Origin of the sequence: Maritalea sp., assembly GCF_051251695.1 — a bacterium.
GTDB lineage: Bacteria > Pseudomonadota > Alphaproteobacteria > Rhizobiales > Devosiaceae > Maritalea.
On the sequence record NZ_JBPOEU010000023.1, the window covers coordinates 1 to 20,087 of the forward strand.

21 protein-coding genes and 1 tRNA gene are annotated in these 20,087 nt (G+C 49.1%); 6 read left to right on the plus strand and 16 right to left on the minus strand.

Annotated elements, in window-relative coordinates:
- Positions 1 to 58: 58 nt before the first annotated feature.
- Positions 59 to 559 carry a DinB family protein gene (locus ACSHWX_RS13640; RefSeq protein ID WP_435668779.1) on the minus strand — a complete coding sequence of 167 codons (501 nt, stop codon included), beginning with the start codon at positions 557 to 559 and terminating at the stop codon, positions 59 to 61.
- 324 nt (positions 560 to 883) lie between these two features.
- On the opposite strand from ACSHWX_RS13640, the gene ACSHWX_RS13645 reads away from it, so the two are divergent.
- Complete coding sequence (locus ACSHWX_RS13645; protein WP_435668780.1) at positions 884 to 1,699, plus strand: hypothetical protein; 816 nt, start codon at positions 884 to 886, stop codon at positions 1,697 to 1,699.
- A gap of 4 nt (positions 1,700 to 1,703) precedes the next feature.
- Here ACSHWX_RS13645 and ACSHWX_RS13650 read toward each other — a convergent pair whose 3' ends face one another.
- Positions 1,704 to 2,858, minus strand: coding sequence for an MFS transporter (locus ACSHWX_RS13650; protein ID WP_435668781.1), 1,155 nt, complete (start codon positions 2,856 to 2,858; stop codon positions 1,704 to 1,706).
- A 281-nt stretch (positions 2,859 to 3,139) separates the two neighbouring features.
- On the opposite strand from ACSHWX_RS13650, the gene ACSHWX_RS13655 reads away from it, so the two are divergent.
- The 3 genes from ACSHWX_RS13655 to ACSHWX_RS13665 all read left to right on the plus strand — a co-directional run bounded on the left by ACSHWX_RS13655 (position 3,140) and on the right by ACSHWX_RS13665 (position 5,423).
- Positions 3,140 to 3,544 (plus strand): DUF427 domain-containing protein, encoded by a 405-nt coding sequence (locus ACSHWX_RS13655; RefSeq protein ID WP_435668782.1) that lies wholly within the window; start codon positions 3,140 to 3,142, stop codon positions 3,542 to 3,544.
- A 142-nt stretch (positions 3,545 to 3,686) separates the two neighbouring features.
- Positions 3,687 to 4,613 (plus strand): pirin family protein, encoded by a 927-nt coding sequence (locus ACSHWX_RS13660; protein ID WP_435668783.1) that lies wholly within the window; start codon positions 3,687 to 3,689, stop codon positions 4,611 to 4,613.
- 165 nt (positions 4,614 to 4,778) lie between these two features.
- Entirely contained in the window at positions 4,779 to 5,423 is a 645-nt protein-coding gene (locus tag ACSHWX_RS13665) for a nucleotidyltransferase family protein (RefSeq protein WP_435668784.1), read from the plus strand.
- On the opposite strand, the gene ACSHWX_RS13670 is transcribed toward ACSHWX_RS13665, so the two are convergent.
- From ACSHWX_RS13670 to ACSHWX_RS13705, 8 genes are all read right to left on the minus strand, one after another.
- Positions 5,391 to 6,518, minus strand: a complete 1,128-nt coding sequence (locus tag ACSHWX_RS13670) for a DNA alkylation repair protein (protein ID WP_435668785.1) — start codon at positions 6,516 to 6,518, stop codon at positions 5,391 to 5,393. The two genes, ACSHWX_RS13665 and ACSHWX_RS13670, sit on opposite strands and share 33 nt — an antisense overlap.
- A gap of 4 nt (positions 6,519 to 6,522) precedes the next feature.
- Positions 6,523 to 7,020 carry a lysozyme inhibitor LprI family protein gene (locus ACSHWX_RS13675; RefSeq protein WP_435668786.1) on the minus strand — a complete coding sequence of 166 codons (498 nt, stop codon included), beginning with the start codon at positions 7,018 to 7,020 and terminating at the stop codon, positions 6,523 to 6,525.
- 11 nt (positions 7,021 to 7,031) lie between these two features.
- A complete protein-coding gene (locus ACSHWX_RS13680) occupies positions 7,032 to 7,700 on the minus strand; it encodes a DUF599 domain-containing protein (protein ID WP_435668787.1) in 669 nt (222 codons plus the stop codon).
- 70 nt (positions 7,701 to 7,770) lie between these two features.
- Positions 7,771 to 8,514, minus strand: coding sequence for a hypothetical protein (locus ACSHWX_RS13685; protein WP_435668788.1), 744 nt, complete (start codon positions 8,512 to 8,514; stop codon positions 7,771 to 7,773).
- On the minus strand, positions 8,511 to 9,212 hold the full coding sequence (locus tag ACSHWX_RS13690) for a fluoroquinolone export ABC transporter permease subunit (protein WP_435668789.1): 702 nt from the start codon (positions 9,210 to 9,212) through the stop codon (positions 8,511 to 8,513). The genes ACSHWX_RS13685 and ACSHWX_RS13690 overlap by 4 nt, the downstream gene beginning before the upstream one ends.
- Positions 9,209 to 10,054, minus strand: a complete 846-nt coding sequence (locus tag ACSHWX_RS13695) for an ATP-binding cassette domain-containing protein (RefSeq protein WP_435668790.1) — start codon at positions 10,052 to 10,054, stop codon at positions 9,209 to 9,211. Before ACSHWX_RS13695 ends, ACSHWX_RS13690 begins: the two co-directional genes overlap by 4 nt.
- 2 nt (positions 10,055 to 10,056) lie before the next feature.
- Positions 10,057 to 10,668, minus strand: a complete 612-nt coding sequence (locus tag ACSHWX_RS13700) for a TetR/AcrR family transcriptional regulator (protein WP_435668791.1) — start codon at positions 10,666 to 10,668, stop codon at positions 10,057 to 10,059.
- Positions 10,669 to 10,963: 295 nt separating this feature from the next.
- Positions 10,964 to 11,557 carry a TetR/AcrR family transcriptional regulator gene (locus ACSHWX_RS13705; protein WP_435668792.1) on the minus strand — a complete coding sequence of 198 codons (594 nt, stop codon included), beginning with the start codon at positions 11,555 to 11,557 and terminating at the stop codon, positions 10,964 to 10,966.
- A gap of 101 nt (positions 11,558 to 11,658) precedes the next feature.
- Here ACSHWX_RS13705 and ACSHWX_RS13710 point away from each other — a divergent pair, with 101 nt between their 5' ends.
- Positions 11,659 to 12,699 (plus strand): alpha/beta hydrolase family protein, encoded by a 1,041-nt coding sequence (locus ACSHWX_RS13710; protein ID WP_435668793.1) that lies wholly within the window; start codon positions 11,659 to 11,661, stop codon positions 12,697 to 12,699.
- A 3-nt stretch (positions 12,700 to 12,702) separates the two neighbouring features.
- Here the strand turns inward: ACSHWX_RS13710 and ACSHWX_RS13715 are convergent, their stop codons facing one another.
- Positions 12,703 to 13,743: an aldo/keto reductase gene (locus ACSHWX_RS13715; RefSeq protein WP_435668794.1), complete on the minus strand. Its 1,041-nt coding sequence runs from the start codon at positions 13,741 to 13,743 to the stop codon at positions 12,703 to 12,705.
- Between the two features lie 225 nt (positions 13,744 to 13,968).
- Between ACSHWX_RS13715 and ACSHWX_RS13720 the strand changes: the two genes are divergently transcribed.
- Positions 13,969 to 14,045 (plus strand) — tRNA-Met (locus ACSHWX_RS13720).
- 128 nt (positions 14,046 to 14,173) lie between these two features.
- Here the strand turns inward: ACSHWX_RS13720 and ACSHWX_RS13725 are convergent.
- Genes ACSHWX_RS13725 through ACSHWX_RS13745 form a run of 5 tightly spaced genes read right to left on the minus strand, consistent with a single transcriptional unit; the run spans position 14,174 to position 19,995 of the window.
- Positions 14,174 to 15,439: a Tm-1-like ATP-binding domain-containing protein gene (locus ACSHWX_RS13725; protein WP_435668795.1), complete on the minus strand. Its 1,266-nt coding sequence runs from the start codon at positions 15,437 to 15,439 to the stop codon at positions 14,174 to 14,176.
- Positions 15,436 to 16,920 (minus strand): aldehyde dehydrogenase, encoded by a 1,485-nt coding sequence (locus ACSHWX_RS13730; RefSeq protein ID WP_435668796.1) that lies wholly within the window; start codon positions 16,918 to 16,920, stop codon positions 15,436 to 15,438. The genes ACSHWX_RS13725 and ACSHWX_RS13730 overlap by 4 nt, the downstream gene beginning before the upstream one ends.
- Positions 16,921 to 16,924: 4 nt before the next feature.
- Positions 16,925 to 18,457, minus strand: a complete 1,533-nt coding sequence (locus ACSHWX_RS13735) for a tripartite tricarboxylate transporter permease (RefSeq protein ID WP_435668797.1) — start codon at positions 18,455 to 18,457, stop codon at positions 16,925 to 16,927.
- 10 nt (positions 18,458 to 18,467) lie between these two features.
- A complete protein-coding gene (locus ACSHWX_RS13740) occupies positions 18,468 to 19,004 on the minus strand; it encodes a tripartite tricarboxylate transporter TctB family protein (protein ID WP_435668798.1) in 537 nt (178 codons plus the stop codon).
- 58 nt (positions 19,005 to 19,062) lie between these two features.
- Complete coding sequence (locus ACSHWX_RS13745) at positions 19,063 to 19,995, minus strand: tripartite tricarboxylate transporter substrate-binding protein (protein WP_435668799.1); 933 nt, start codon at positions 19,993 to 19,995, stop codon at positions 19,063 to 19,065.
- Between the last annotated feature and the right edge of the window lie 92 nt (positions 19,996 to 20,087).

A 20,087-nucleotide genomic window follows, 5' to 3' on the forward strand; every position in this document is an offset into this window, starting at 1 on the left:
CGCCCCCAGTGTGAAAACGCTGGGGGCGTTTTGCTGTGCGCGCGAAAAGAAGGGGGGGCTAGAATGATGGCGACGAAAGGTCAGTAGCCTCAGGCTTTGCTCCTGCTGCGGTTAACATCGCGTGAACCTGACCTCGGTGGTGCGTTTGGTGGTTAAATAGTTGAACAGCGCAGAAATCTGTTGGTTTTTCAAAGCGCTCCGAATTGTTGGGCGAATACCAAACAATCATTGTGTTGAGGTCGGAGGCTTGTAAATTTGCCGCCCAGTTTTTGATTTCTTCATCGCGTTGCGAACGGCTCACTTTAAAAGTGTGCCAATCCGAGAGATTTGAATGAGATAAGTCTAGGCCTTCATGCGGACGCTCGTTTCCCATTAAGCGTCCTAACTGTAAGGTATCAGCCAAATAAATGTGGTTTAGTGTTTCTGCAATTGAATGGAAGAATGCCCCTCTATCTTTCCAGCGGTCATGATGCTCGAGTGCATCAGCAGCGGTTAACAATGAGTTGTTTTGCCAAATGTTGTAACGTGCCATAAGTCGGCAATAGTCCAGCGTAATCACGATGTACGTCCTTCTTTTAATGTCAGGGGAAATTGTTTGGTCTAATTTGCACAGGTGACGATTGCTTCGTATGCGCAGGTGTTTTTTGGACCGATTAAGCCTAACGTAGTTCGGCCAGAAAAACCAGTATCGCCTGGTTAAGCTCCAAACGCCTCACCCATACCTTATGGTACCTATATTTCTATAAAGCTGACGGGCGGCTATATGTTGCCATAACTGTGGTGATCTTGCTAGAATCTGTTCGAAGACCAATTTGAGATTGCTCACCTTGTCGGCATTGGTCCACCGCAATAATGTGCGGGTAAACGAGTGTAGGGTGACGACGTGTCAAATCAACAAATTCAACAAAAGTTGTTGAACTGGATTTCCGAACGGCTTGCCGAGGTTGGCCGGCCGATTGTTCTGGGTGTGGCTGGTGGGCAGGGTGTTGGCAAGAGTTATCTGACACATGGGCTGCTCAAGGAGAATTTTCCTCACTGCGTGGTTCTTTCGTTGGACGACTATTATTTGCCGAAGGCTGATCGAGAAGGCTTAGCCGCACGAATTCATCCTATGTTGGCGACGCGTGGTGTGCCTGGAACGCATGATCTTGATCTGTTGATTGCCCATATTTCTAAGCTGAGGGCTGGCAATGGCGATAAAATTGAGGTGCCACGGTTTGATAAACTCTTGGATGATCGTGTCGGGTATGAAGCATTGCAGAATTTGTCGCCACCACTGATCATTGTTGAGGGATGGTGCGTTGGTGCTGCGCCGCAACCTGCAAGTGACTTGGCGGCACCTGTTAATGGGCTGGAACAGCAACTTGACCCGGATGGCGCCTGGCGCACTTTTGTGAACGCGCAATTGGACGAGATGCACCGGAAATTAAGCGTGTTGTTTGATGCGACCATGTTTTTGAAACCGGACAGCTTTCGATCGGTCCGTGGCTGGCGTATTGAACAGGAGCGTTCAAACTATGCGGCGCAAGGCAAAACCATGCCTGCGTTTAGGATTGATGAGATCGAAGACTTTATTCAGTATTACCAGCGCATCAGCCAACATATGATCGAGAATTATGCACATTTTGACTTTGTTGTTGAGGTAAGTGGGGCGGATCGGGAGTGGAAGTGTCTTACGCCTGATGCTTTAAATTCCTGAGTGACTAGTTCAGCAGTTCCTTGCGCATATTGGCGGCAAGTCGGTAGAACACGGCTACAGAAACGGCAAGAGTTGTCATCACCATCCACATGGTAAAGCCGCCAAATTGGTGGAGTAAGAACCCGCCAACAATCGGTGCCATTACAATGCCCAAGGAGGCCAATGACGCCGCGCCGAAATAGCTGCCCTTTAGATGGTCTGGGGCCATTCGATCAATGATGATGTTCAGGGTTGGGAACAAAATGGCTTCCCCGACGCTTAAAACAAACATCGCGCCCATAATCCAATAAGTGGGATGAGTGGGAACGATGGCAAAGCCTAAAAAGCCTGCCGCGAACAGCACAACGCCAAGGGTAGCGCGATTGAGGGGACGCATGTTTTCGAGCAGCTTGAGCAGCGCGAATTGCAGCAACACTATGGTTGTGCCATTGATGAAAATCAGCGTGGCATAGAATTGAGCGAGTTGCATAACATCTTCTTGACGAAGATATTGGATGAGGCCCGCATCAATTTGTCCATAGGCGATGTCAGCGATCAGTGTCGCGGCGACAAAGATGAGGAATGCCGTGTCTTTCCGCAAAACGCTAACGGCATCGCCAAAACGTAACGGATCACCAGCTTTTGTTTTTTTAATGGGGCGTTCAAGTCGAAAAATCAACGCGCCAGCGGTGAGGTATATAACGTAGACGCCAGCGACAAAAAAGAAGGTTGATTGCTCACCGGTGGCACCGGCGAAAATGCCCAATAATGGGCCTGTGGCGGCACCAACATTTAGGGCAAAATATCGCACATGCAGTGCCATGTCTTTGACCGCACGGTTCTCGACCATATCCGTCATTAGGGCTTTGCTGGGATTTTCGACCATGCCGCGACCAAAACTTTGCACCAAGGTGCCCGCAAACAGCCACCAAAGATCGTTTGATGTGCCAAGCACGATCATGGCGACAATGTTGAGGGCAAGTCCAACAAGAATTATTTTTCGGCGGCCAATTTTGTCGGATAAAAAGCCGACATAAAATCCGAATACGACACCAACCGTCGCGGAACCGGAAAGGAATGCGCCAATTTGAAATTCGTTTAGGCCGAATTTTTGATGCAACAGAATGGCCAAAAAGGGCCAAACCATAAAAAGCACAAACCGGCTGGCAAACGTGGCCATGATGACAAGCCAAATGGTTTTATTGAATTGACGAATAGCTGCAAACAAGGCTGGCGTTCCAGTTTTAACAATGGGTTAGATGGGGTTGGCTTGAACGGCCAAGGTGGGTGCTGCGAACATCAGCGAGATCGAGTATGTCTGGATTATTTTTGATTTACAAGATTGGATTGGTGGTTTTAGCTAGGGCCAAATGAAGCATTCAGGTTTTGGGCGTGTGAGTGCGGGTAGAAGCCCGGCTAAACTTTTGTCTGAATTTAAACTCGTTTGGAGGGGGAATATTCGTGAGCCAGATCACAAAACAAGAGATTGATTACGCCCAAATTGACGGGGTTATCCCAAATCCGGCTAACCCTCATCACTTCATGAGCATTCAACCGGTCGGCAGCTTGGTTAAAATATTTGTTGTCGATGAGTTAGTCGCGACTTCAAAGGACGCCGTTTGGGTGCTTGAAGTGGGTAAATCAATGTATCCACCAAGACTATATGTACCCAAGAACGATATCCGACAAAGTCTATTGAAGACGGATAAAACAACCCATTGCCCGCTAAAGGGTGATGCGAGTTACTATTCGTTTATGGGTAATGAGATCGCGTGGGGATATGAGCAGCATTTGGATTTCGCTGAAGAACTAGGCGAGCTTGTTGCGTTTTGGCCGGACAAAGTGCGGATCGAAATCGGCGTTTAATGGAAACATGGCTGGTTTCATTTTGTCCGATTAAGGAACTAACTGTTGCAATTCGACGGGTTAATCAGTTTCTTTGTACACCTATATTGAACGATGAACGCGATCATGATGTGATCGTTGATATTGTTTTTCGGAGTACATAATGTCTATTCGCCCTGTGAAAAAAACTGTTGCTGCTCAACCCACCATGGAAGGTGCCGGTGTGAAACTGCACCGTGCCTTTGGTTTTCACGATCCGCGTGAGCTTGATCCGTTTTTGTTGTTCGATGATTTTCGGAATGAAAAAGAAGAAGACTACATTCAAGGCTTTCCCTGGCACCCGCATCGCGGCATCGAAACCATCACTTATGTTTTGTCTGGTTCGGTTGAACATAAAGACAGCCTTGGCAATAAAGGTGAGCTGAACGCTGGTGACGTGCAGTGGATGACAGCTGGCTCCGGCATTATGCACCAAGAAATGCCCCAAGGTAACGAGAACGGTCAGATGCATGGGTTCCAACTTTGGGCCAACCTACCTGCATCCATGAAAATGACCTCACCGCGCTACCAAGACGTTGAAAGCAACGATGTGCCAACGATAGTTGATGATGACGGTACTTCGGTTCGGGTAGTTGTTGGCGAGTTTTGGGGCAAAAAAGGGCCGGTGGATGGCATTGCGGCTGACCCCCAATATTTAGATATTTCTGTACCTGCGGGGGGACGCAAAGTGTTTAAAGTCGACACCTATCGCAACAGTTTTGCTTATGTTTTCGCCGGGGCTGGAAGCTTTCGAGATGCCTCAAAACCGGTTGGAATTTTGACTGAAAAGGAAGTGAACGGCGAAGAAATCCATATCCGAGATATGAGCGGGGATCGGACCCTTGTTTATTTTGATAGTGGTGACGAGATCGTTGTGCAGGCCGGTGAAGAGGGTATTCGGTTTTTGCTGATATCAGGCAAACCGATACAGGAACCGGTGGCTTGGCATGGGCCGATTGTTATGAACACGCGCCAAGAACTTATGGATGCGGTTAAAGAGTTGAACGCGGGAACTTTCATTAAAGAAAGTGGCACGGACTGGAAAAACTAACGGCTACGGCTTCAAATAGTCGAATATTTCAATATTTGAAGCCGTATCGCACCCACCGGGAAATTCGTTTAGAATCAATATAGTTAGCACTTTCAAGATCGAAATTGATGATTTATTGAAATAAGTTCTCTATATGTTCTGGTCGATTTGTGGCATATACGCCCCATGAAACATTTACGATTTAGTGATTTGCCGTTTGCAGAACAGCGCTGTGCGCTGAAAGAAATTGTCCGCTCTTACCCAGAGTTGATGGATATTTTGGCGCGCGCGCGGGAATTGAAACTGGCGAACTATTGGATCGTTTCAGGTGCGATTTACAATAATGTTTGGAATTATCTGACAGAGCGCCCCTATATGCATGGGGTCAAAGACGTCGATATATTTTACTTTGATCCCAGCGATTTGAGCTACGAAGCTGAAGACGCTGTGATCAAACGGGCAGACGAAGTGTTTTCAGATTGTGTGCCACCGGTTGAAGTGCGCAACCAAGCGCGCGTTCACTTATGGTATAAAGATCATTTTGGCGAAGACTATTCGCCGTTGATGTCGTCTGAAGAAGGCATCGACCGGTTTGCTTCGATCACCCACGCGGTTGGTATGCGGCTGGATGAGAATGACCAGCTTGAGGTTTATGCGCCTTATGGTTTAAACGAGATATTTTCATTTCGGATAACGCCAAACTATGTGCTGAACAATAAAGACACGCATCATGAAAAAGGGGCGCGTGCGCAGAGAAATTGGCCAGAGGTTAGTCTTGTGCCTTGGGCGTCGGATGCGTTAGATCGTCAGCTCAAACGCCAAGCTTCCTAAAGACTTTCCGTTCGCCAAAATTTCAACCTTGTGTTCACCCGCATAAAAAGTGCGGGTTGTGATCGGTTTGATCATTTGCGATTTAACGATATCCATCTTCTCGCTAGGTTTAAGCCGACCTGTTTTTAGCTTGAACACTTTTGGCAATACGTCGCCGTTGGCTTTTTTGAAATGTATTGCATAATCCAAAATGAGGGGTTGGGGTGTTGTGCTTGTTGATTTCAGTGTAAACTTAAATTCAAGCGGCGAACCCATTTTTACATTTGGTGTGGTGATTTCAAAGTTTGAAAACTGAGCATCCAGGTTTGAATATCCCAACGCTTGAAGCGTTGGTTGGTGCCCTTGTTTGATCAAGGTGCGGCATGCGTGCCGGACCATTCGTTCCCGATTTTTGTTGGCATCAACAAGCCAATCCGTGGCGATTTGGGCGACCAAGTCGGGTTGGTTTTTAGCGATATCATTGATGTTGTTGGCGACGGACCGTCGCACATATTCTGCGGGGTCATCTTTTAATGTTTCAAGGATGGGCATAATAGGCGCCGGATCTTTGACAAATTCCTGCAACCGCAATCCCCATGGCAACAGAGGGCGACACCCTTCTGATGCGAGCCGACGGACGTGTGCGTTTTCGCTGGTTGACCATTTGGCGAAGTGCATCATGGCTCTTTCTTGATCAGCAATAATGAAAGGGCGCACTGCAAACTCTGCGCTAAACCGTTTGGTGAGTTCTTCAAGCACGCCAAAACTTGTCTTGATGTCGTTAAGGCCGATGGCAGCAACAAAGTCGGCCATGGGCATAATGGCAAAACCGCTCAATCCGTCTTCGCGTTCCTTTGTTACGCCGCCATCAATTGGTGCTTCCGATCCAAGGGTCGCGATAAGAATTGGCCCTGCCTGCACTATGTCATTGGGCAGCGTGGCAATTAGAGCGTCACGAATTTGGTTGGAGCGTTCTTTTAACTCGAGCGCATCCAGATTGTTGCTGGCGAGCACCAAGAATTTTTCGCGCTCGAATGTTGAAGCTGCTTTATCTAGCAGCTCCGCCATGTTGGTGATCAATGCGAGATTGAAGAAATTCTTGAACGGCTCAGGCATAGGTTTACATGCTCGTCCAGTCTAGGTAGCCCGCCAGATCAATGGCGCGTGTTGCTGTGGCATCTAAAAGGCAACTCGAATGGAATGTGGTTCTGATGGTGCCCTCTTTCCAGTATTCATATTCAAAGCCGCATTTCGCATCACGATAGGTAATCCATGCGCGTTGGGCATTGCGAAGGCTTGCGAATTGTTCAGTTGAAAGATTGGCTTTTAAATCTTGATAGAGAAAGTTCAAATAGCTATCCCACCAGGCGTTTTCGCGCAGGGTACATTGCATTATGCCAACGGTTGTGTCACCGCCGGGTGCTTCCATGCAAACTCGGGACGCCGCGCCGATGCACTCGCGCATGCTAATTTCTTCGCCGGCCCTTTGAATTTCGTGCACGGTTTCCACACATTGCTGCAACTGTGCTTCGTCGTCGGGTGTAAATTCTTGCGCGTTGGCTGCTGTCATGCTGCTTATGGCAAGCGCTGCGGCAAGCGGTAAATGATATTTGTTCATTCTGTTTCCCCCTAAAATTTTGTTGATGTTGGCAATTGCAAAATGGCGCGACGGGCCGCAGAAAAATATTCGCGGTAAATAATGAAGCCGATAGTTGCGACCGCCATCATAACGCCGATAGTGCTGGATAAAAACCAACCCACATTGGCGATTGAAAAATAGTAGGCCCGAATGCCGCTATTGAAATGCTGCGCACCGTGGGCGTTCAAATTGGCCATGGCCCGCACTTCGTTTTGCTCGGCGTCACCATCATGGTTGGCTGCGCCCAGCAGAATGCAGAAATGATTGAAGTGCCGCAGGGACAGTGTGAAGGACAGAAACGCCATTACGGTCATGACAAGCATAATCACGAAATGAATTTGATAATCAAAATCGCTATAGGCATCGACCCAACTTAGCGAGCGTAGGGTGGGCAATAAGTCATTGAGCTGGCCGATAACGGCGAACATGGCAAGAATAAGCAACACGGAAGTGGAGGCGAAAAAGGACACCGCACTCATGATATTGCCGGTTAGGATACCATCCAGTGGGGTGTCGCGCGTTACTGCATTTTTGATCCAACGAAGGCGTTGGATCGCCATTAGCTTGGACATTGAAGGGCGTTGGGTTTCAATCGCCTTGCTTAAATAGCCATAAAATGCCCAAAAAATCAGCGGCAACAATGTAGAAATCAGGGTCATATCGGGCTTTACTCACAGGGCATCAATTGGGCCGATCATAAAGCAAAAGCTGCAATTTGCGAGGCGTAAATTAGAGTTGCTCGTAGCGCGAAATCGCGCGCCTGAAGACCAAAAATAGCCAAACCAAATGGCAGGTAATGGCGAGTAGGATAATGCTTGGCGTCGTAAGGGGAGTGCCCCCCGAGGAGAAGTAAAATTCACCGATCCAAAAACTAGGAACGATGCCACCAACAAACCGCCAAGTTGAGGGAATGAGGGCGACCAGTGGCACCAGTGTGCCGATGTTCAGCAATTTTGTAAGCGCAAGGCCTTCGACTTTATTTGATGCAATAGAAAGTAGGGTCAGCGCAACGATGGCGGTTTCCAAAGCAATCAATAAAGTGATTATCAATGTGAGTTCGATGGGTTGGTTTGGAAAAATTTGCAAACTTGCGAGCAGTGTTGAGGCAGCGCCGAGTATCACGGCGACGGTGAGGCGATAGGTGAAAAAGCCAAGCTTGCCCATTGACGTGGTTTCAATCGCCAATAGCATATGATCGTCACGGTCTTCCAACAGCAAAAATCCGACAACCCATCCGATCAAAAATACGGGGATGAGCAAAACAATTGGCGCGATGAAAGTGGCGACTTGTTCGATGCCGAAATAGGTGTTGCCCAAACTATTGATGTCAGTTTTGAAGGCGACAAATAGTGGCGGTGGGGCAACGCTCAACACTATTGCAAACAGCAGAATTGGATCGCGGCTTATATTTTGCCCATCACTTTTTAAGAGAAGCCAAAAGCGGTTTAAAAAGCTGGATACTGTTGTGGTCATTTTGCGCCAAACTCCCGTTGTAAATATCGCGCGGCGGCCCAGAATGACAAGACGGCCCCCCCGAAGGTGCTGACAAGCGCCATGAGGAAACCAGCAGGCGTGATTACACTTGCATTAAAACCAACCAGCAAAAGTTTGAACTGTGCCAGCGGGGGGATGAGATAGGCAATGTCGGGCAGTGGGTTCACCAGCATAAGTAAAAGTGGTGCGTTGAGCGGGATCAGAATGGGCACGGCACCAATCAGATATGCGTTCACGGTTTTGAACCGCAACGCCATAACCGCACCCAAGGCGATATACATTATTGACGTGGAAGCCGTGACGAAAAGAACCAGCCAGATATTGCCAAGATGGGTGCGCGAAACGAGAGACAACACCACAACAGCGATGAGGGCTATGAATGTCAGGCTGGCGCTTTTGGCGGCCAAATATTGAGCCGGTGACATGGGTGACATCGACAGGGCGGCGCGTACATTCTCGCTTTTTTCCAGCATCATTAGACCGCCCAAGAAAAAGTATCCCAGAACGGCAGGGTCAGAATAAACCAGCGCCGCGACAACCCAGCCGGGCACCAACGCGCCCGCAGCGATTAGAATAGCGCAGTAAATGCCAATCACTACGATATAGGCGGCGATGATGCGATAGCGCCACTGCAAGGTGAGGTCGTTCAGGGTGAGGTGAGCGAGCGCAATATTCATTTGGCCGTCACCTTGATGAAGACGTCATCCAAGCTTGCTTCTTTGGTATGCAGGCTGAGGATTTGGTCGTTGTGCATCAGTTCCAAGAAGTCCTGATTGCGCCCGATATTCTCCATTGGGAATTCGTGGGGCGTTTTGGCAGACTGCGTGTCGGTTTTTACTTCCAAAATGGAGCTGCCAAATTGCTGCTTTAAGGCTTCGGGCGCGCCGATAAGGGGAATTGTGCCTTTATGTAAAAATCCGATCCGGTCGCACACTTCGTCCGCTTCAGCCATATTGTGGGTGGTCAGGAATATGGTTTTACCTTGCTGTTTTAGATTTTTGATCAGGTCGCGGGTAAGGCGTGCTCGGGCTGGATCTTGCCCCGTTGTTGGCTCGTCTAGAAATAAAAACTCGGGGTCGTGGATTAATGCTCGGCAAAGGTTGAGGCGCATTTTCATGCCTTTGGAGAAGCTTTCAACCCGTTTGTCAGCATCTTCAACCAGGTCAACGAGCGACAGGCACTCTTCAATATCCATGATTGGTTTGTTGTAAAGTGCGCCGAACAATTTCAGGTTTTCCCTTGCTGTCAGGCGCATATAGAGCGCTGGCAGTTCAAAGCTAACCCCAATGCGATCGTAAAAGGAGCGGTCTATATCTGCAATCGAGGTGCCAAACATTTCAACTGTGCCACCAAAGCCGCGTAAAAGCCGCATCAGAATACGTTGTGTTGTACTTTTACCAGAGCCTGACGGCCCCAGAAGGCCAAATACTTCGCCATCCTCCATGTGCAAGTTCACGTCTTTTAAGATCGGGGTTTTGCTGTTGGGATAGGTAAAGCTTAGGTTTGTTACGTTCAACATGTTCACAGCTTTCCGGGGGAAGTCAGTTTGAATAAAAAGAGATCGCGCAACTGAGCAATTGCGGCGTCTAGTAAATCTGGAGTTAGCAAATTGGCCTGCATGAGCGTGCAAAATAACAGCGTTGAGATTTCACCAAACGTGGTCGGCTTCGTGTTGGTGCTATAGCCCATCGCTTGAAGTTTTTTGGTCACTTGGGCGAAAAACACCATGTCGTTTTCTTGATGTTGTGCCATTTGCTCCGGCCCTAATTTGCGGGCCAGCAATTCCAGTTCCCCCGGTCGCATCATGATGGCCAGAAAAGGATCGGTTTTTATCGCGGCCAATAGGGCGTCAAACAATTGAATGATGAGCTCACGCTCAGTGCCGTCATGATTGTTGAGTAGTTTCTCCACCGCTGCATGATGCACCACCTCGCGGCGCATCATAATCGCTAGAAACAGTTCCTCCTTGCTTGGGAAGAAACTGTAAAAAGCGCCTTTTGAAATTCCAACTGACCGGCAGATATCTTCCACGCGCGCGGCGCGCAGCCCGCGCTGGGTGAATTCCTCATGGCCAACCTCACAGAGTTGAGCCGTGATTTTTTTCTTTTCCTGCGTCGAAAAATGCTTTGCCATATTCGCCCTGGTACTTGGTGTTCACTCTAGCATTATGTTTCTCATTCGACCGCCCCTTTGGAGCATGATCAAACAGGCAAATGCGCCTAACAGTTCTGTTTCACCGTTTACATAAACGAGTGATGTGAAATGTGCAATGACTAAATGATTTTTTTGGTCATTGATTGGAGGTGAGTTGCACTCGGTGTAAATCTGGGGTTTTGGCTGATTGGTGGCCTTAGAAAATCTCTCTATAGAGAGTGCGAGTCGTGGTGCTCAAGAACGTATTAGTCGTTCTTAAAATGCAGGCGGTGGTTTATTCGAACAGTGCGATGACGGCTTTTTGTGTTGCAGCGACCAGTTGTTTTTTGGCCGGTGTCGAAGATGTAGCAGCACGTGCCGTAATGCCATCAATCATAGAAAGAAACACAAAAATTGCTGTTTCAACATCAACATGTTTGCCAATACGATTGTCCTTTTGTGCGGCTGAGAATATGGCAACAAGGTCAGCTTTGAACTGGGTGTCAGTTTTTTGGATGATGGCGTGAACTTGGGAATTATGGTTTGCTTCCGTTGAAATTTCGATCATCAGCTTGGCGAAGTCGCGATCAAGAATCGTGTCTAAAACATCGGGGACCGCATCGCACAGCCCTTTGGCTGGATGTTGAGCTGTCCGCAAATAGTCAATCAACTCGGCGTTTTGCTGGTGTTCCTCTTCTGCAATGGCTTCGATGATGGATTGTTTGGATGGGAAATATCTGTAAAGCGCCCCGGGGCTGATTTTGCCGGTTCTGCAGATGTCTTGCATGGAGGCACTATGAATGCCGCTTTTTACAAAACACCGACGGGCCGCAGATAAGATCTGCCGTTTGCGCGTTACATGAAGTTGGTCGTTGCGGGTGCGGGCCATGGTTTTCCATCAAAATTTGAATGCTCATTCTTAGAATGTAATTGACGCAATCTCAAGGTGTGATATTAAGAGAATGATTATTCTCATATTGGGCGAATTTCATGAAGTTGCGACATATTTCATTTGGCGCTGGAGCGCTTGTTGGCTTGGTTTTACTGGCGTTGACGATCTGGTTTTTGGTTCCCGATACGCGCACTAGAGCACAAGAAATTTCGTTTGAATTTGAGGGAAAACGTGTGGTTGGCAAAATGATGTTGCCGCTAAAAGCGCAGACCGAACCCATAAACTGCCTCGTGTTTGTCCATGGTGATGGCGCGATGCCTTATGATGGGTTGGGATATTTTGATCCCTATTTTAGCCAGTTTGCGGAGCAAGGCTGGTGCAGTTTTTCGTGGGACAAGCCGGGCGTTGGTGCGTCTGAGGGGAACTGGTTGGACTTCAACATGCAAGATCGCGCAGATATGGTGATGGCCGGACTTGATGCTTTGCGCGCTAACCCAAATGTTGAGATTGGCAAAATTGGCCTGATCGGTTTTTCTCAAGCCGGATGGGTAATGCCGAAAATATCAGCTGATGCCGCCGATATTTCATTTTACATATTCGTTTCACCGGCGGTTAATTGGATGCAGCAATCTGCCTATATGACCAGCCTTCGCCATCTTGAAACGCCCATTGAACTGGCCGTAAAAGCGGTAAGTGATCAGTTGGATATGTTATTGTTGGAAGGAAAGCCTTTTGAAGATTTTGAAAAACTCGCTGCCAAGCATGACTCGCTAGACCCATCTGCTTTCACAAAGGATCGCTGGCAATTTGCTGTGCGAAATGCCAATGCAGACTTAACGGAGGATTTGGCTAATTTGACAAATCATCCGGTTTTGCTGTTTGCGGGTGGCCGGGACGGGCAGGTTGATGCGGAGCAAAGCGTTGAAACTTTTCGTCACGTTTTAGGTGGCGACCAGTTGCAAGTTCAAACATATGCAAGTGCTGGGCATAGCATGGTTGAGGTAGACGAACGCCGACCGATGACAGATTGGGATGGGATTGTTCTTTTGACAAAGGTGGTTTTTGGCGGCAGCGATGCATTTGTTGAGGGCTATTGGGCGACAATGGAAAAGTTCATTGCCGCCCAATTTGCAAACTAAGCGCTAGATCGGGCGCGGATATTGCTGATAGATTTCGTGAATATCTGCCAACACATCTTTGCTCAGTTCAATATCTTTCGCGTCGATATCGGTTTTAAGCTGATCCATGTTGGTCGCGCCGATGATAACAGATGTCATAAAGGGACGATCAAGCGCGAACTTTAGCGCCATTTGACACACATCCAAACCATGTTTTTTAGCAATTTCCATATAGGCGCGAATTGCTGGTTCGGACTGTGGGCTGTTGCGATAAGTTGCGCTGACAGAAAGCTCGCCCCGCGTGCCTGCAGGAATTTTGCCGTCAAGATATTTACCCGAAAGCGCGCCCGCAGCCAAAGCGGAATAAGCAAGCAGACCGACATTTTCATGGTGGGCCAGTTCAGCAAAATCATGATCAAAATAGCGGCGCAGCAAACCATACTCATTTTGAATGGAGGCGATGCGCGGCAGATCATGCTTTTCCGCGAGGCTCAAATATTGAGTTGTGCCCCAAACGGTTTCGTTTGATAGGCCAATATGGCGAATTTTTCCGTCGCTGACCAACGCGCCAAGCGTTTCCAAAACCTCAAGCATGTTGTCTTGCACTTTATTGGTGTCTTGGGTTTCAGGGTGATAGTCATAGGCATTGTTGAAATGATAGTGCCCACGGTTGGGCCAGTGCAGCTGATACAGATCGATATAGTCTGTTTGTAAGCGCGAAAGATTGCCCTCGATGGCTTCCCGAACTGAGGCACCGGTGATCTCGCCGCCATCTCGAACCCATGGCACGCCCTTGCCCGCGACCTTCGTAGCCAAAACCACTTTGTCGCGATTTCCTGATTTTTTGAACCAGGTGCCAATGTACTTTTCGGTCAACCCTTGGGTTTCAGCGTTGGTCGGCACGGCGTAAATTTCAGCGGTGTCAAAGAAATTGACCTCGCGCTCCAATGCATAGTCCATTTGTTGATGTGCATCGGCTTCAGTATTTTGACGACCCCAAGTCATCGTACCAAGGCAAATCTCACTGACGTCTAAATCAGTGCGTCCAAGTTTATTGAATTTCATCGTATTTCTCGCGTTTGGAGGGAAACTGAACTTAGCCTATCGACCCCATATCAGGCAAGATTGGACCCGCTCAAACCCGATGAAAAAGTTTTTTGAGTAATTGTGTCATTAAGCCTTCACATTGTGATCAAAGCACCCTATATAGGCGCTGTCTTGATGTTCATCAGACAACGAAGCGGCTTCAACGCCGTTCCCTTCAAAGACAGAAACTGTCTTTTTTATTGGCGCGGGGTGGAGCAGCCCGGTAGCTCGTCAGGCTCATAACCTGAAGGTCGTAGGTTCAAATCCTACCCCCGCAACCAATAATCCAAATTCCTTTGACAAACTGAATATATTATCCAAACGAAGGCGTTTCTGCGTTCGCCTTTTCCACGCCGCCGCATAGTTGGTTTTTAGTGTGTGCTGATCTCGGAATGCGAAATTCTGATGTTCAAGAACGGGTTGATTGGGCTTGCTTAACTATGCCAGCTTCGACCCATTGATCGAACAATGACAGAACGGCATCACAGAACTCTGGATCGTTTATGTGGGCGGGAACTTCGGTCATATCTGTGGCGTTCGGCATAACCTTGCGCGCTTCGTCGACCATGTCGGCTAGAGCTTCTGGGGCATATGCTTCCCCGCCTTCTTGATCCCAAGCTTCAACGCCGCCTGTTGGTAGGAAAAAATGGGTTGGCCCGTTTGCCGTCCCGAGGCGGTTTGCCATTTCGCGAATCCATGCGCGGCGTTCATCACCGTTGAAAACTGAGCTTTTGATCAATCGGTTATGCTCATGAAATGGGCGGTCGGCATATTGTTCTGGAATTGTTTGCCAGCCGGCAAAGTCAAGCAAGTCCAAAGCGCCAGGCGCTACCATTTGCGGTGTGCCGCGTTTTCCGGCGTTGCGGAGACGATCTTCGCCGCTAGACACAAGCGAGCCTGCCATAAGGTTGCCAAACTCTTGCATGCAAAAGTCCATAACGCACACAAATGCGCCTTCTGCTGCTAGTTTTTCAAATGCCATGCCGCCCATCCCGGTGGAATGGAAAATTGCGACTTCAAACCCGCGATCTTCAAGCGCTGGTTTCAGGGTTTTCATGTAGCTTAGGCAAGATGATCCAAGTGACGTTATGCCAATCATGGGCTTGGATTGATCTGGCATAATTGCCGCCCTTGCAGCGCCGACAACAGCGCCCGCTGCTTGGCTAAGGGACGATTTGCAGATCGAATTCATGCCGTAGAGCCCGCCAGCCCAAAGGATCATCTGGATATCAGGCGCAAGCCGATGTGGCGGGATAAGGGGAGAAAAACTGACGGTGGAAACGATGTATTTGGGTACACCCATCGGCAACACTTGCGCGCAGTCTAGCGCCAGGTCAGTTCCCATTGTGCCACCCGTCGCCAACATCGCATCAAAACGCCCTTCAGCATACGCATTGGCCACTAATTTGGCCGCACCTGCTGACATGACCCGAAACGCTTTGTTTTCGTCGCCTTGGGCGATGACTTGGTCAATGGTCATGCCTCCACTGGCCGCAACATCATGTTTGCTTATGTCTGTGGGGGTTTTGGGATCGCCAAGTACGGATACATCCATCGTAAGAACCGCAGCGCCTTGAGCTTTGATGCATTCTTCGATGAACCGCATCTCGGGCTCTTTGGTGTCGTATGTGCCGACCAATAGAATGGTTTTGTCTGCTGTCTTGGTGTTTGTCATAATTGAATCCACGCGGTCTTTAGGTCGAAATATTTATCCATGGCATGAAGTGACTTATCATGGCCGTTTCCAGATTGTTTGACGCCACCAAGGGGCACTGTTAAGTCTGCGCCGCCATAGGTGTTGACGTGTACGACACCTGCGCGAATGTTGGAAACCATTCGATGCGCGCGGCTTAAATTTGACGTCCAAACACCTGCTGCTAGGCCATAAGAAGTTGAATTGGCCAGCTGAATGGCCTCGTTCTCGTCCTTGAACGATGTTACGGCGAGTACTGGCCCAAACACTTCATTTTGAAACAGTTGATCCTTCGGTTTAACCCCAGACATCACAGTTGGGGGCATGTAGTAGCCGCCTGTTTCTTGAAGTATGCGCTCACCGCCTGTGCGACGCTGTGCCCCTTCGGCTTCGGCTTTGATCACGAAATCTAGATTGGCCTCAAGCTCGTGCTGGCTATGGACGGCCCCGATTTGCGAGTTGAGGTCGAGTGGATCACCAACCTTGTAGTTTTCAGCATGACGGCAAATTTCAGTAACGAACTCGTCGTGAATATCTTCGTGGACCAACAAGCGTGACCCGGCGACACAAACTTGGCCTGAATTTCTAAAAATCCCGGCAGCTGATATTTTGGCTGCATTGGCCAAGTCAGGCGCATCAGCAAAGACGATGTTGGGTGACTTGCCGCCCAGTTCCAGATAGCACCGTTTGAGGTTGGAGCGCGCTGAATATTCCAGTAATTTGCGTCCTGTGGCGCCGGATCCGGTGAACACCAAAATGTCCACGTCCATTGAAAGGGCAAGTGCTTCGCCTACCACACTGCCACTGCCTGTGACGACGTTAAAGACGCCTTCGGGCAATCCAGCTTCAATGGCGAGCTCCGCGATTTTGAGTAGGCTTAGGGAAGCTGATTCAGCGGGTTTTAAAACAATCGAATTACCCGCTGCAAGCGCGGGTGCGATTTTCCAGGAGCCGATCATGAGCGGGAAGTTCCATGGCACGATAGCACCTACAACGCCAACAGGTGAGTGATGGACCAGGCCTAATATATTGGGTGCTGTTGGGGCAATTTCGCCATAGATCTTGTCAATTGCTTCGCCATAATATCGAAATGTCGCGGCGGCTGACATTGCTTCTGCTTTAAAGGCCATGTTGATTTCGGTGCCATTGTCCATCACCCCTAAAACGGCGATTTCCAATGCGCGTTGCTCGATTAGGTCGGCCAATTTAAGCAGCACTTTTTTGCGTGCGGACGGGGCCGCTTTTGACCAGCGTCCATCTTCAAATGCTGCTCGTGCTGAGGCGACGGCTTTATCGACATCGGCTGGTGTACCTGCTGCGATTTGCGTAATTTTTTTACCGTCAATTGGCGAGATTACATCTAACGTTGCGCCATCTGTTGCGTCGTGGCTTTGACCATTTATGAAATGCCCGCGTGCCGCCAATGGTTGCGCTCTTAGAACGTCGATATCACTTTGTTGCATGGGGTTACCCTTGTTGATTGGGATGATCTGCATCCACTGGCGGTTGCGCTGGTTGAGGGCGAATTTTGTTTTTTTGCTCAAAAATCAATGTGCGGATGTGGGCGGCGATAATCAGCAAAATCAGAACGAATAGCATCATCGCAATTGGGCGATCGATGAAATCCCAAGGCGTTTTGACCCTTGCCATCGCACTGCGCAATTTAACTTCCATAATACCGCCCAGCACCATGCCGAGTATGATGGGAACGACCGGCAAATCTAGTCTTTTCAGTATTAGTCCAAATACACCAAACCCAGCAGCGATGGCACAATCTGTGATGGAATTGCGCAACGAGTACACGCCGACAAACGCCAGCGTGAGGATCATGATGCCTAAGAAGCGCGTGGGGATTTGGATGATCTTGAGCAAGAGGTTTGTCGAGAACAGCAGAAATACCAGCACGATGACGTTCAAAAGGATCAGCGCCATATAAAGCGCCATGACGAAGTCCATCTGGTTTTCAAACAATTGGGGGCCAGGGATGACGTTGTGAACATAAAACACCGACAACATCATTGCGGTCAGGGCTTCGCCGGGAATGCCAAGGGCGAGTAATGGGATCATTGCGGCACCGGGCACCGCATTATTGGCAGCTTCAGATGCCACAAGACCTTCGGGGGAACCGTCACCAAATTTTTTGGGCGTCTTTGATGTTTTCTGCGCGTATGTATAGGAGAGAAATTGCGAGGTGAATTCGCCAACGCCCGGTATCATGCCCATGAGAACCCCGATGGATGACGACGCTGTGGCGACACGTTTAAGGCCGAACAATTCCTTTAAGCCAGAAGTTAAGTTGCCATTGACGCTGACTTTTTCAGGGGCATGATCGCGTTCAAGCAACAAAAGCAAAGCTTGTGAAATCGCGAACAGCCCTAAGACCACGACAATCAGATCAATGCCAGACGACAACCAGCTCTGCTCAAAAGTGAAGCGGCGGGTATATTTTACAGGCTCCAGCCCGACGGTGTTCAAAAACAGACCAAAGGCTGCCAACATTGCTGCGGCGAATGTCTGCCCGCGATGGGCCAGCACAACCAGCAAAATACCCATAAAGGCTGCTAGAAAGATTTCTCGGCTGCCAAAATGTGGGGCGATAAGTGCGAGGACGGGGGAAAGGATCATCAAGCACACAATTGAGAATATGCCGCCAAAAAATGATGCAGAATAAGCCAGTGATAAAGCTCGATGGCCCTCGCCACGCTTTGTCATTGGGTAGCCATCATAAGTGGTCAGTGCATTAACCGCGGTGCCGGGGGTGTTTATGAGAATAGCTGGAATGGCGCCGCCATACATTGACGAACCATAAATGCCCAATAAGAGTGTGAGCCCAACAATTGGCTCAAAAGAGAAAGTGGCAGGCAGCAAAATTGCGATGGCAACCGCAGCACCCACACCGGGCAAAGCGCCAATAATCACACCGCCGATTGAGCCGATAAGAAGCGCAACAAGAACTTCCCATTGGGCAAGGATTGCCAGTCCGGAAACTAAGTCGTCCATGGAAACAGCCTCAAAGGTAAGTCAGGAAAAAGACGCGCATGGCCCCGGGCAGATATTCATAAACCGCCCCGGCTGGTATTTTAACCTGCAGTCCCGCTCGGAAAATTATAGGCACTATAATGCCAAAAGCCGCTGCGGCACCGAATGCGGCTGGCCGCTTGAATCCAGCGCGAAATGCCAAAAATAGGGCAAACAAAACTGTGGTTGGCAGATAGCCAAGCCAAGGGACAACGGCCACATAGATCAGGAAGTAAACGATATATTCTAATGAGCGCAGCCAAAATAAAACCTCTGGCCACCGCCCCGGAATACGCGGAGAAACAAGTGAGCTGATCATATGTAATGTGGAAAAACCGACCATGGCGTAGATGGCAATGGCGGGCCATAATGAGGGCTGTGAAAACCATTTCGTTCGTTTGACGATTTGGGTTTGGTCGCCCAACTGCGTCCAAAGAAATAGTGAAAAAGCGAGAAAGGCCAGCGCGAACACAATGTCGCCGGGCCGCCTGTATCGCTTGAACATGTCCTGGAGTGTCTTGGCCAGCACTGTATTATCCCCCCCATCCGTGATTGCACCGCACAAACATGTGCGCGGTGCAAATATTTTACTCGCCTAGAATTTCAGCAACTTTTTCCAAAACCTTAGCATCAGATTCGATTTGCGCTTTGGCTTCTGCGGCGTCCTGCCAGTAAATGAGCACGCCAGTTTCAGCGATCAAATTCTGGGCTGCCTCAGATTGTAGCGCCGCTTTTGCTGCTGCTGCAATCTTTTCGCGCGCGTCGGCTGGCACGTCTTTGTGGACGAACAATCCATTCCACAAAGCAACTGACAATTCTGGGATCAGTTCACTTACGGTCGGGCTGTCTGGGGTTAGGCTAATGCGTTCATTGCCAATACTGGCGAGCACATTTACTTTATCCAAACAGGGAAGGATTAGCTGTAATGTGGTGTTCATCACATCAACATCGCCCGATGCCAATGTGTTGCAGTCTAGCGCATCAAAAGCCGCTTCGCTGCTGAAATCAAAACCACTTTGGATCGCGGCGGCAAAGGTTACCTGTGTGGGCGGCAAGAACGAGCCGAAATGTCCAAGCGCGACATCATTGTCTTTGGCATAGGTGCCCAACTCTTCCCATGTGGAATAGGGCGCGTCTTTGCTGGTGGCAATGACGAACGGGTAGGTCATAAAGATGCCGATTGGCTCAAACGGGTTTGGCGCGAGCTCAGGAATACCGATTTGAGGGCCAACAACGGGCACGTCTGTCACAAATGAGCCGATTGTGTACCCATCTGCTGGTGCGGTTGCGACTTCGACAGCACCAGGGAATGGGCCGCCGCCACCGCCAGGTTTGTTCACCACTGCTGCGGGAACGCCATACATCGATTGGAATTCATCGGCGATCAACCGGGTTAGAACATCCTCAAGATCTCCGGGAGGCCACGGCACGACAAATGATACCGGTTTTTCGGGATAGTCAGCAAATGCGACAGATGCTGATAACAACAACGCCGCTGCCGAAAATAACAGTTTATGCATAAATTCTCTCCTCCGTTGGTTCAAATAATGAACCATGATTGCATATTTATTGTTGCGGTGTTAATCGATTTCTGTCAAGTTCTAATTGCGAA

Bases quoted from the DNA above. Each gene is read 5' to 3' on its own strand.
- ACSHWX_RS13650 (WP_435668781.1), bottom strand. From the start codon at position 2,858: ATGGCCACGTTTGCCAGCCGGTTTGTGCTTTTTATGGTTTGGCCCTTT.
- ACSHWX_RS13660 (WP_435668783.1), top strand. From the start codon at position 3,687: ATGTCTATTCGCCCTGTGAAAAAAACTGTTGCTGCTCAACCCACCATG.
- ACSHWX_RS13665 (WP_435668784.1), top strand. From the start codon at position 4,779: ATGAAACATTTACGATTTAGTGATTTGCCGTTTGCAGAACAGCGCTGT.
- ACSHWX_RS13670 (WP_435668785.1), bottom strand. From the start codon at position 6,518: ATGCCTGAGCCGTTCAAGAATTTCTTCAATCTCGCATTGATCACCAAC.
- ACSHWX_RS13675 (WP_435668786.1), bottom strand. From the start codon at position 7,020: ATGAACAAATATCATTTACCGCTTGCCGCAGCGCTTGCCATAAGCAGC.
- ACSHWX_RS13680 (WP_435668787.1), bottom strand. From the start codon at position 7,700: ATGACCCTGATTTCTACATTGTTGCCGCTGATTTTTTGGGCATTTTAT.
- ACSHWX_RS13685 (WP_435668788.1), bottom strand. From the start codon at position 8,514: ATGACCACAACAGTATCCAGCTTTTTAAACCGCTTTTGGCTTCTCTTA.
- ACSHWX_RS13690 (WP_435668789.1), bottom strand. From the start codon at position 9,212: ATGAATATTGCGCTCGCTCACCTCACCCTGAACGACCTCACCTTGCAG.
- ACSHWX_RS13695 (WP_435668790.1), bottom strand. From the start codon at position 10,054: ATGTTGAACGTAACAAACCTAAGCTTTACCTATCCCAACAGCAAAACC.
- ACSHWX_RS13700 (WP_435668791.1), bottom strand. From the start codon at position 10,668: ATGGCAAAGCATTTTTCGACGCAGGAAAAGAAAAAAATCACGGCTCAA.
- ACSHWX_RS13705 (WP_435668792.1), bottom strand. From the start codon at position 11,557: ATGGCCCGCACCCGCAACGACCAACTTCATGTAACGCGCAAACGGCAG.
- ACSHWX_RS13710 (WP_435668793.1), top strand. From the start codon at position 11,659: ATGAAGTTGCGACATATTTCATTTGGCGCTGGAGCGCTTGTTGGCTTG.
- ACSHWX_RS13715 (WP_435668794.1), bottom strand. From the start codon at position 13,743: ATGAAATTCAATAAACTTGGACGCACTGATTTAGACGTCAGTGAGATT.
- ACSHWX_RS13725 (WP_435668795.1), bottom strand. From the start codon at position 15,439: ATGACAAACACCAAGACAGCAGACAAAACCATTCTATTGGTCGGCACA.
- ACSHWX_RS13730 (WP_435668796.1), bottom strand. From the start codon at position 16,920: ATGCAACAAAGTGATATCGACGTTCTAAGAGCGCAACCATTGGCGGCA.
- ACSHWX_RS13735 (WP_435668797.1), bottom strand. From the start codon at position 18,457: ATGGACGACTTAGTTTCCGGACTGGCAATCCTTGCCCAATGGGAAGTT.
- ACSHWX_RS13745 (WP_435668799.1), bottom strand. From the start codon at position 19,995: ATGCATAAACTGTTATTTTCGGCAGCGGCGTTGTTGTTATCAGCATCT.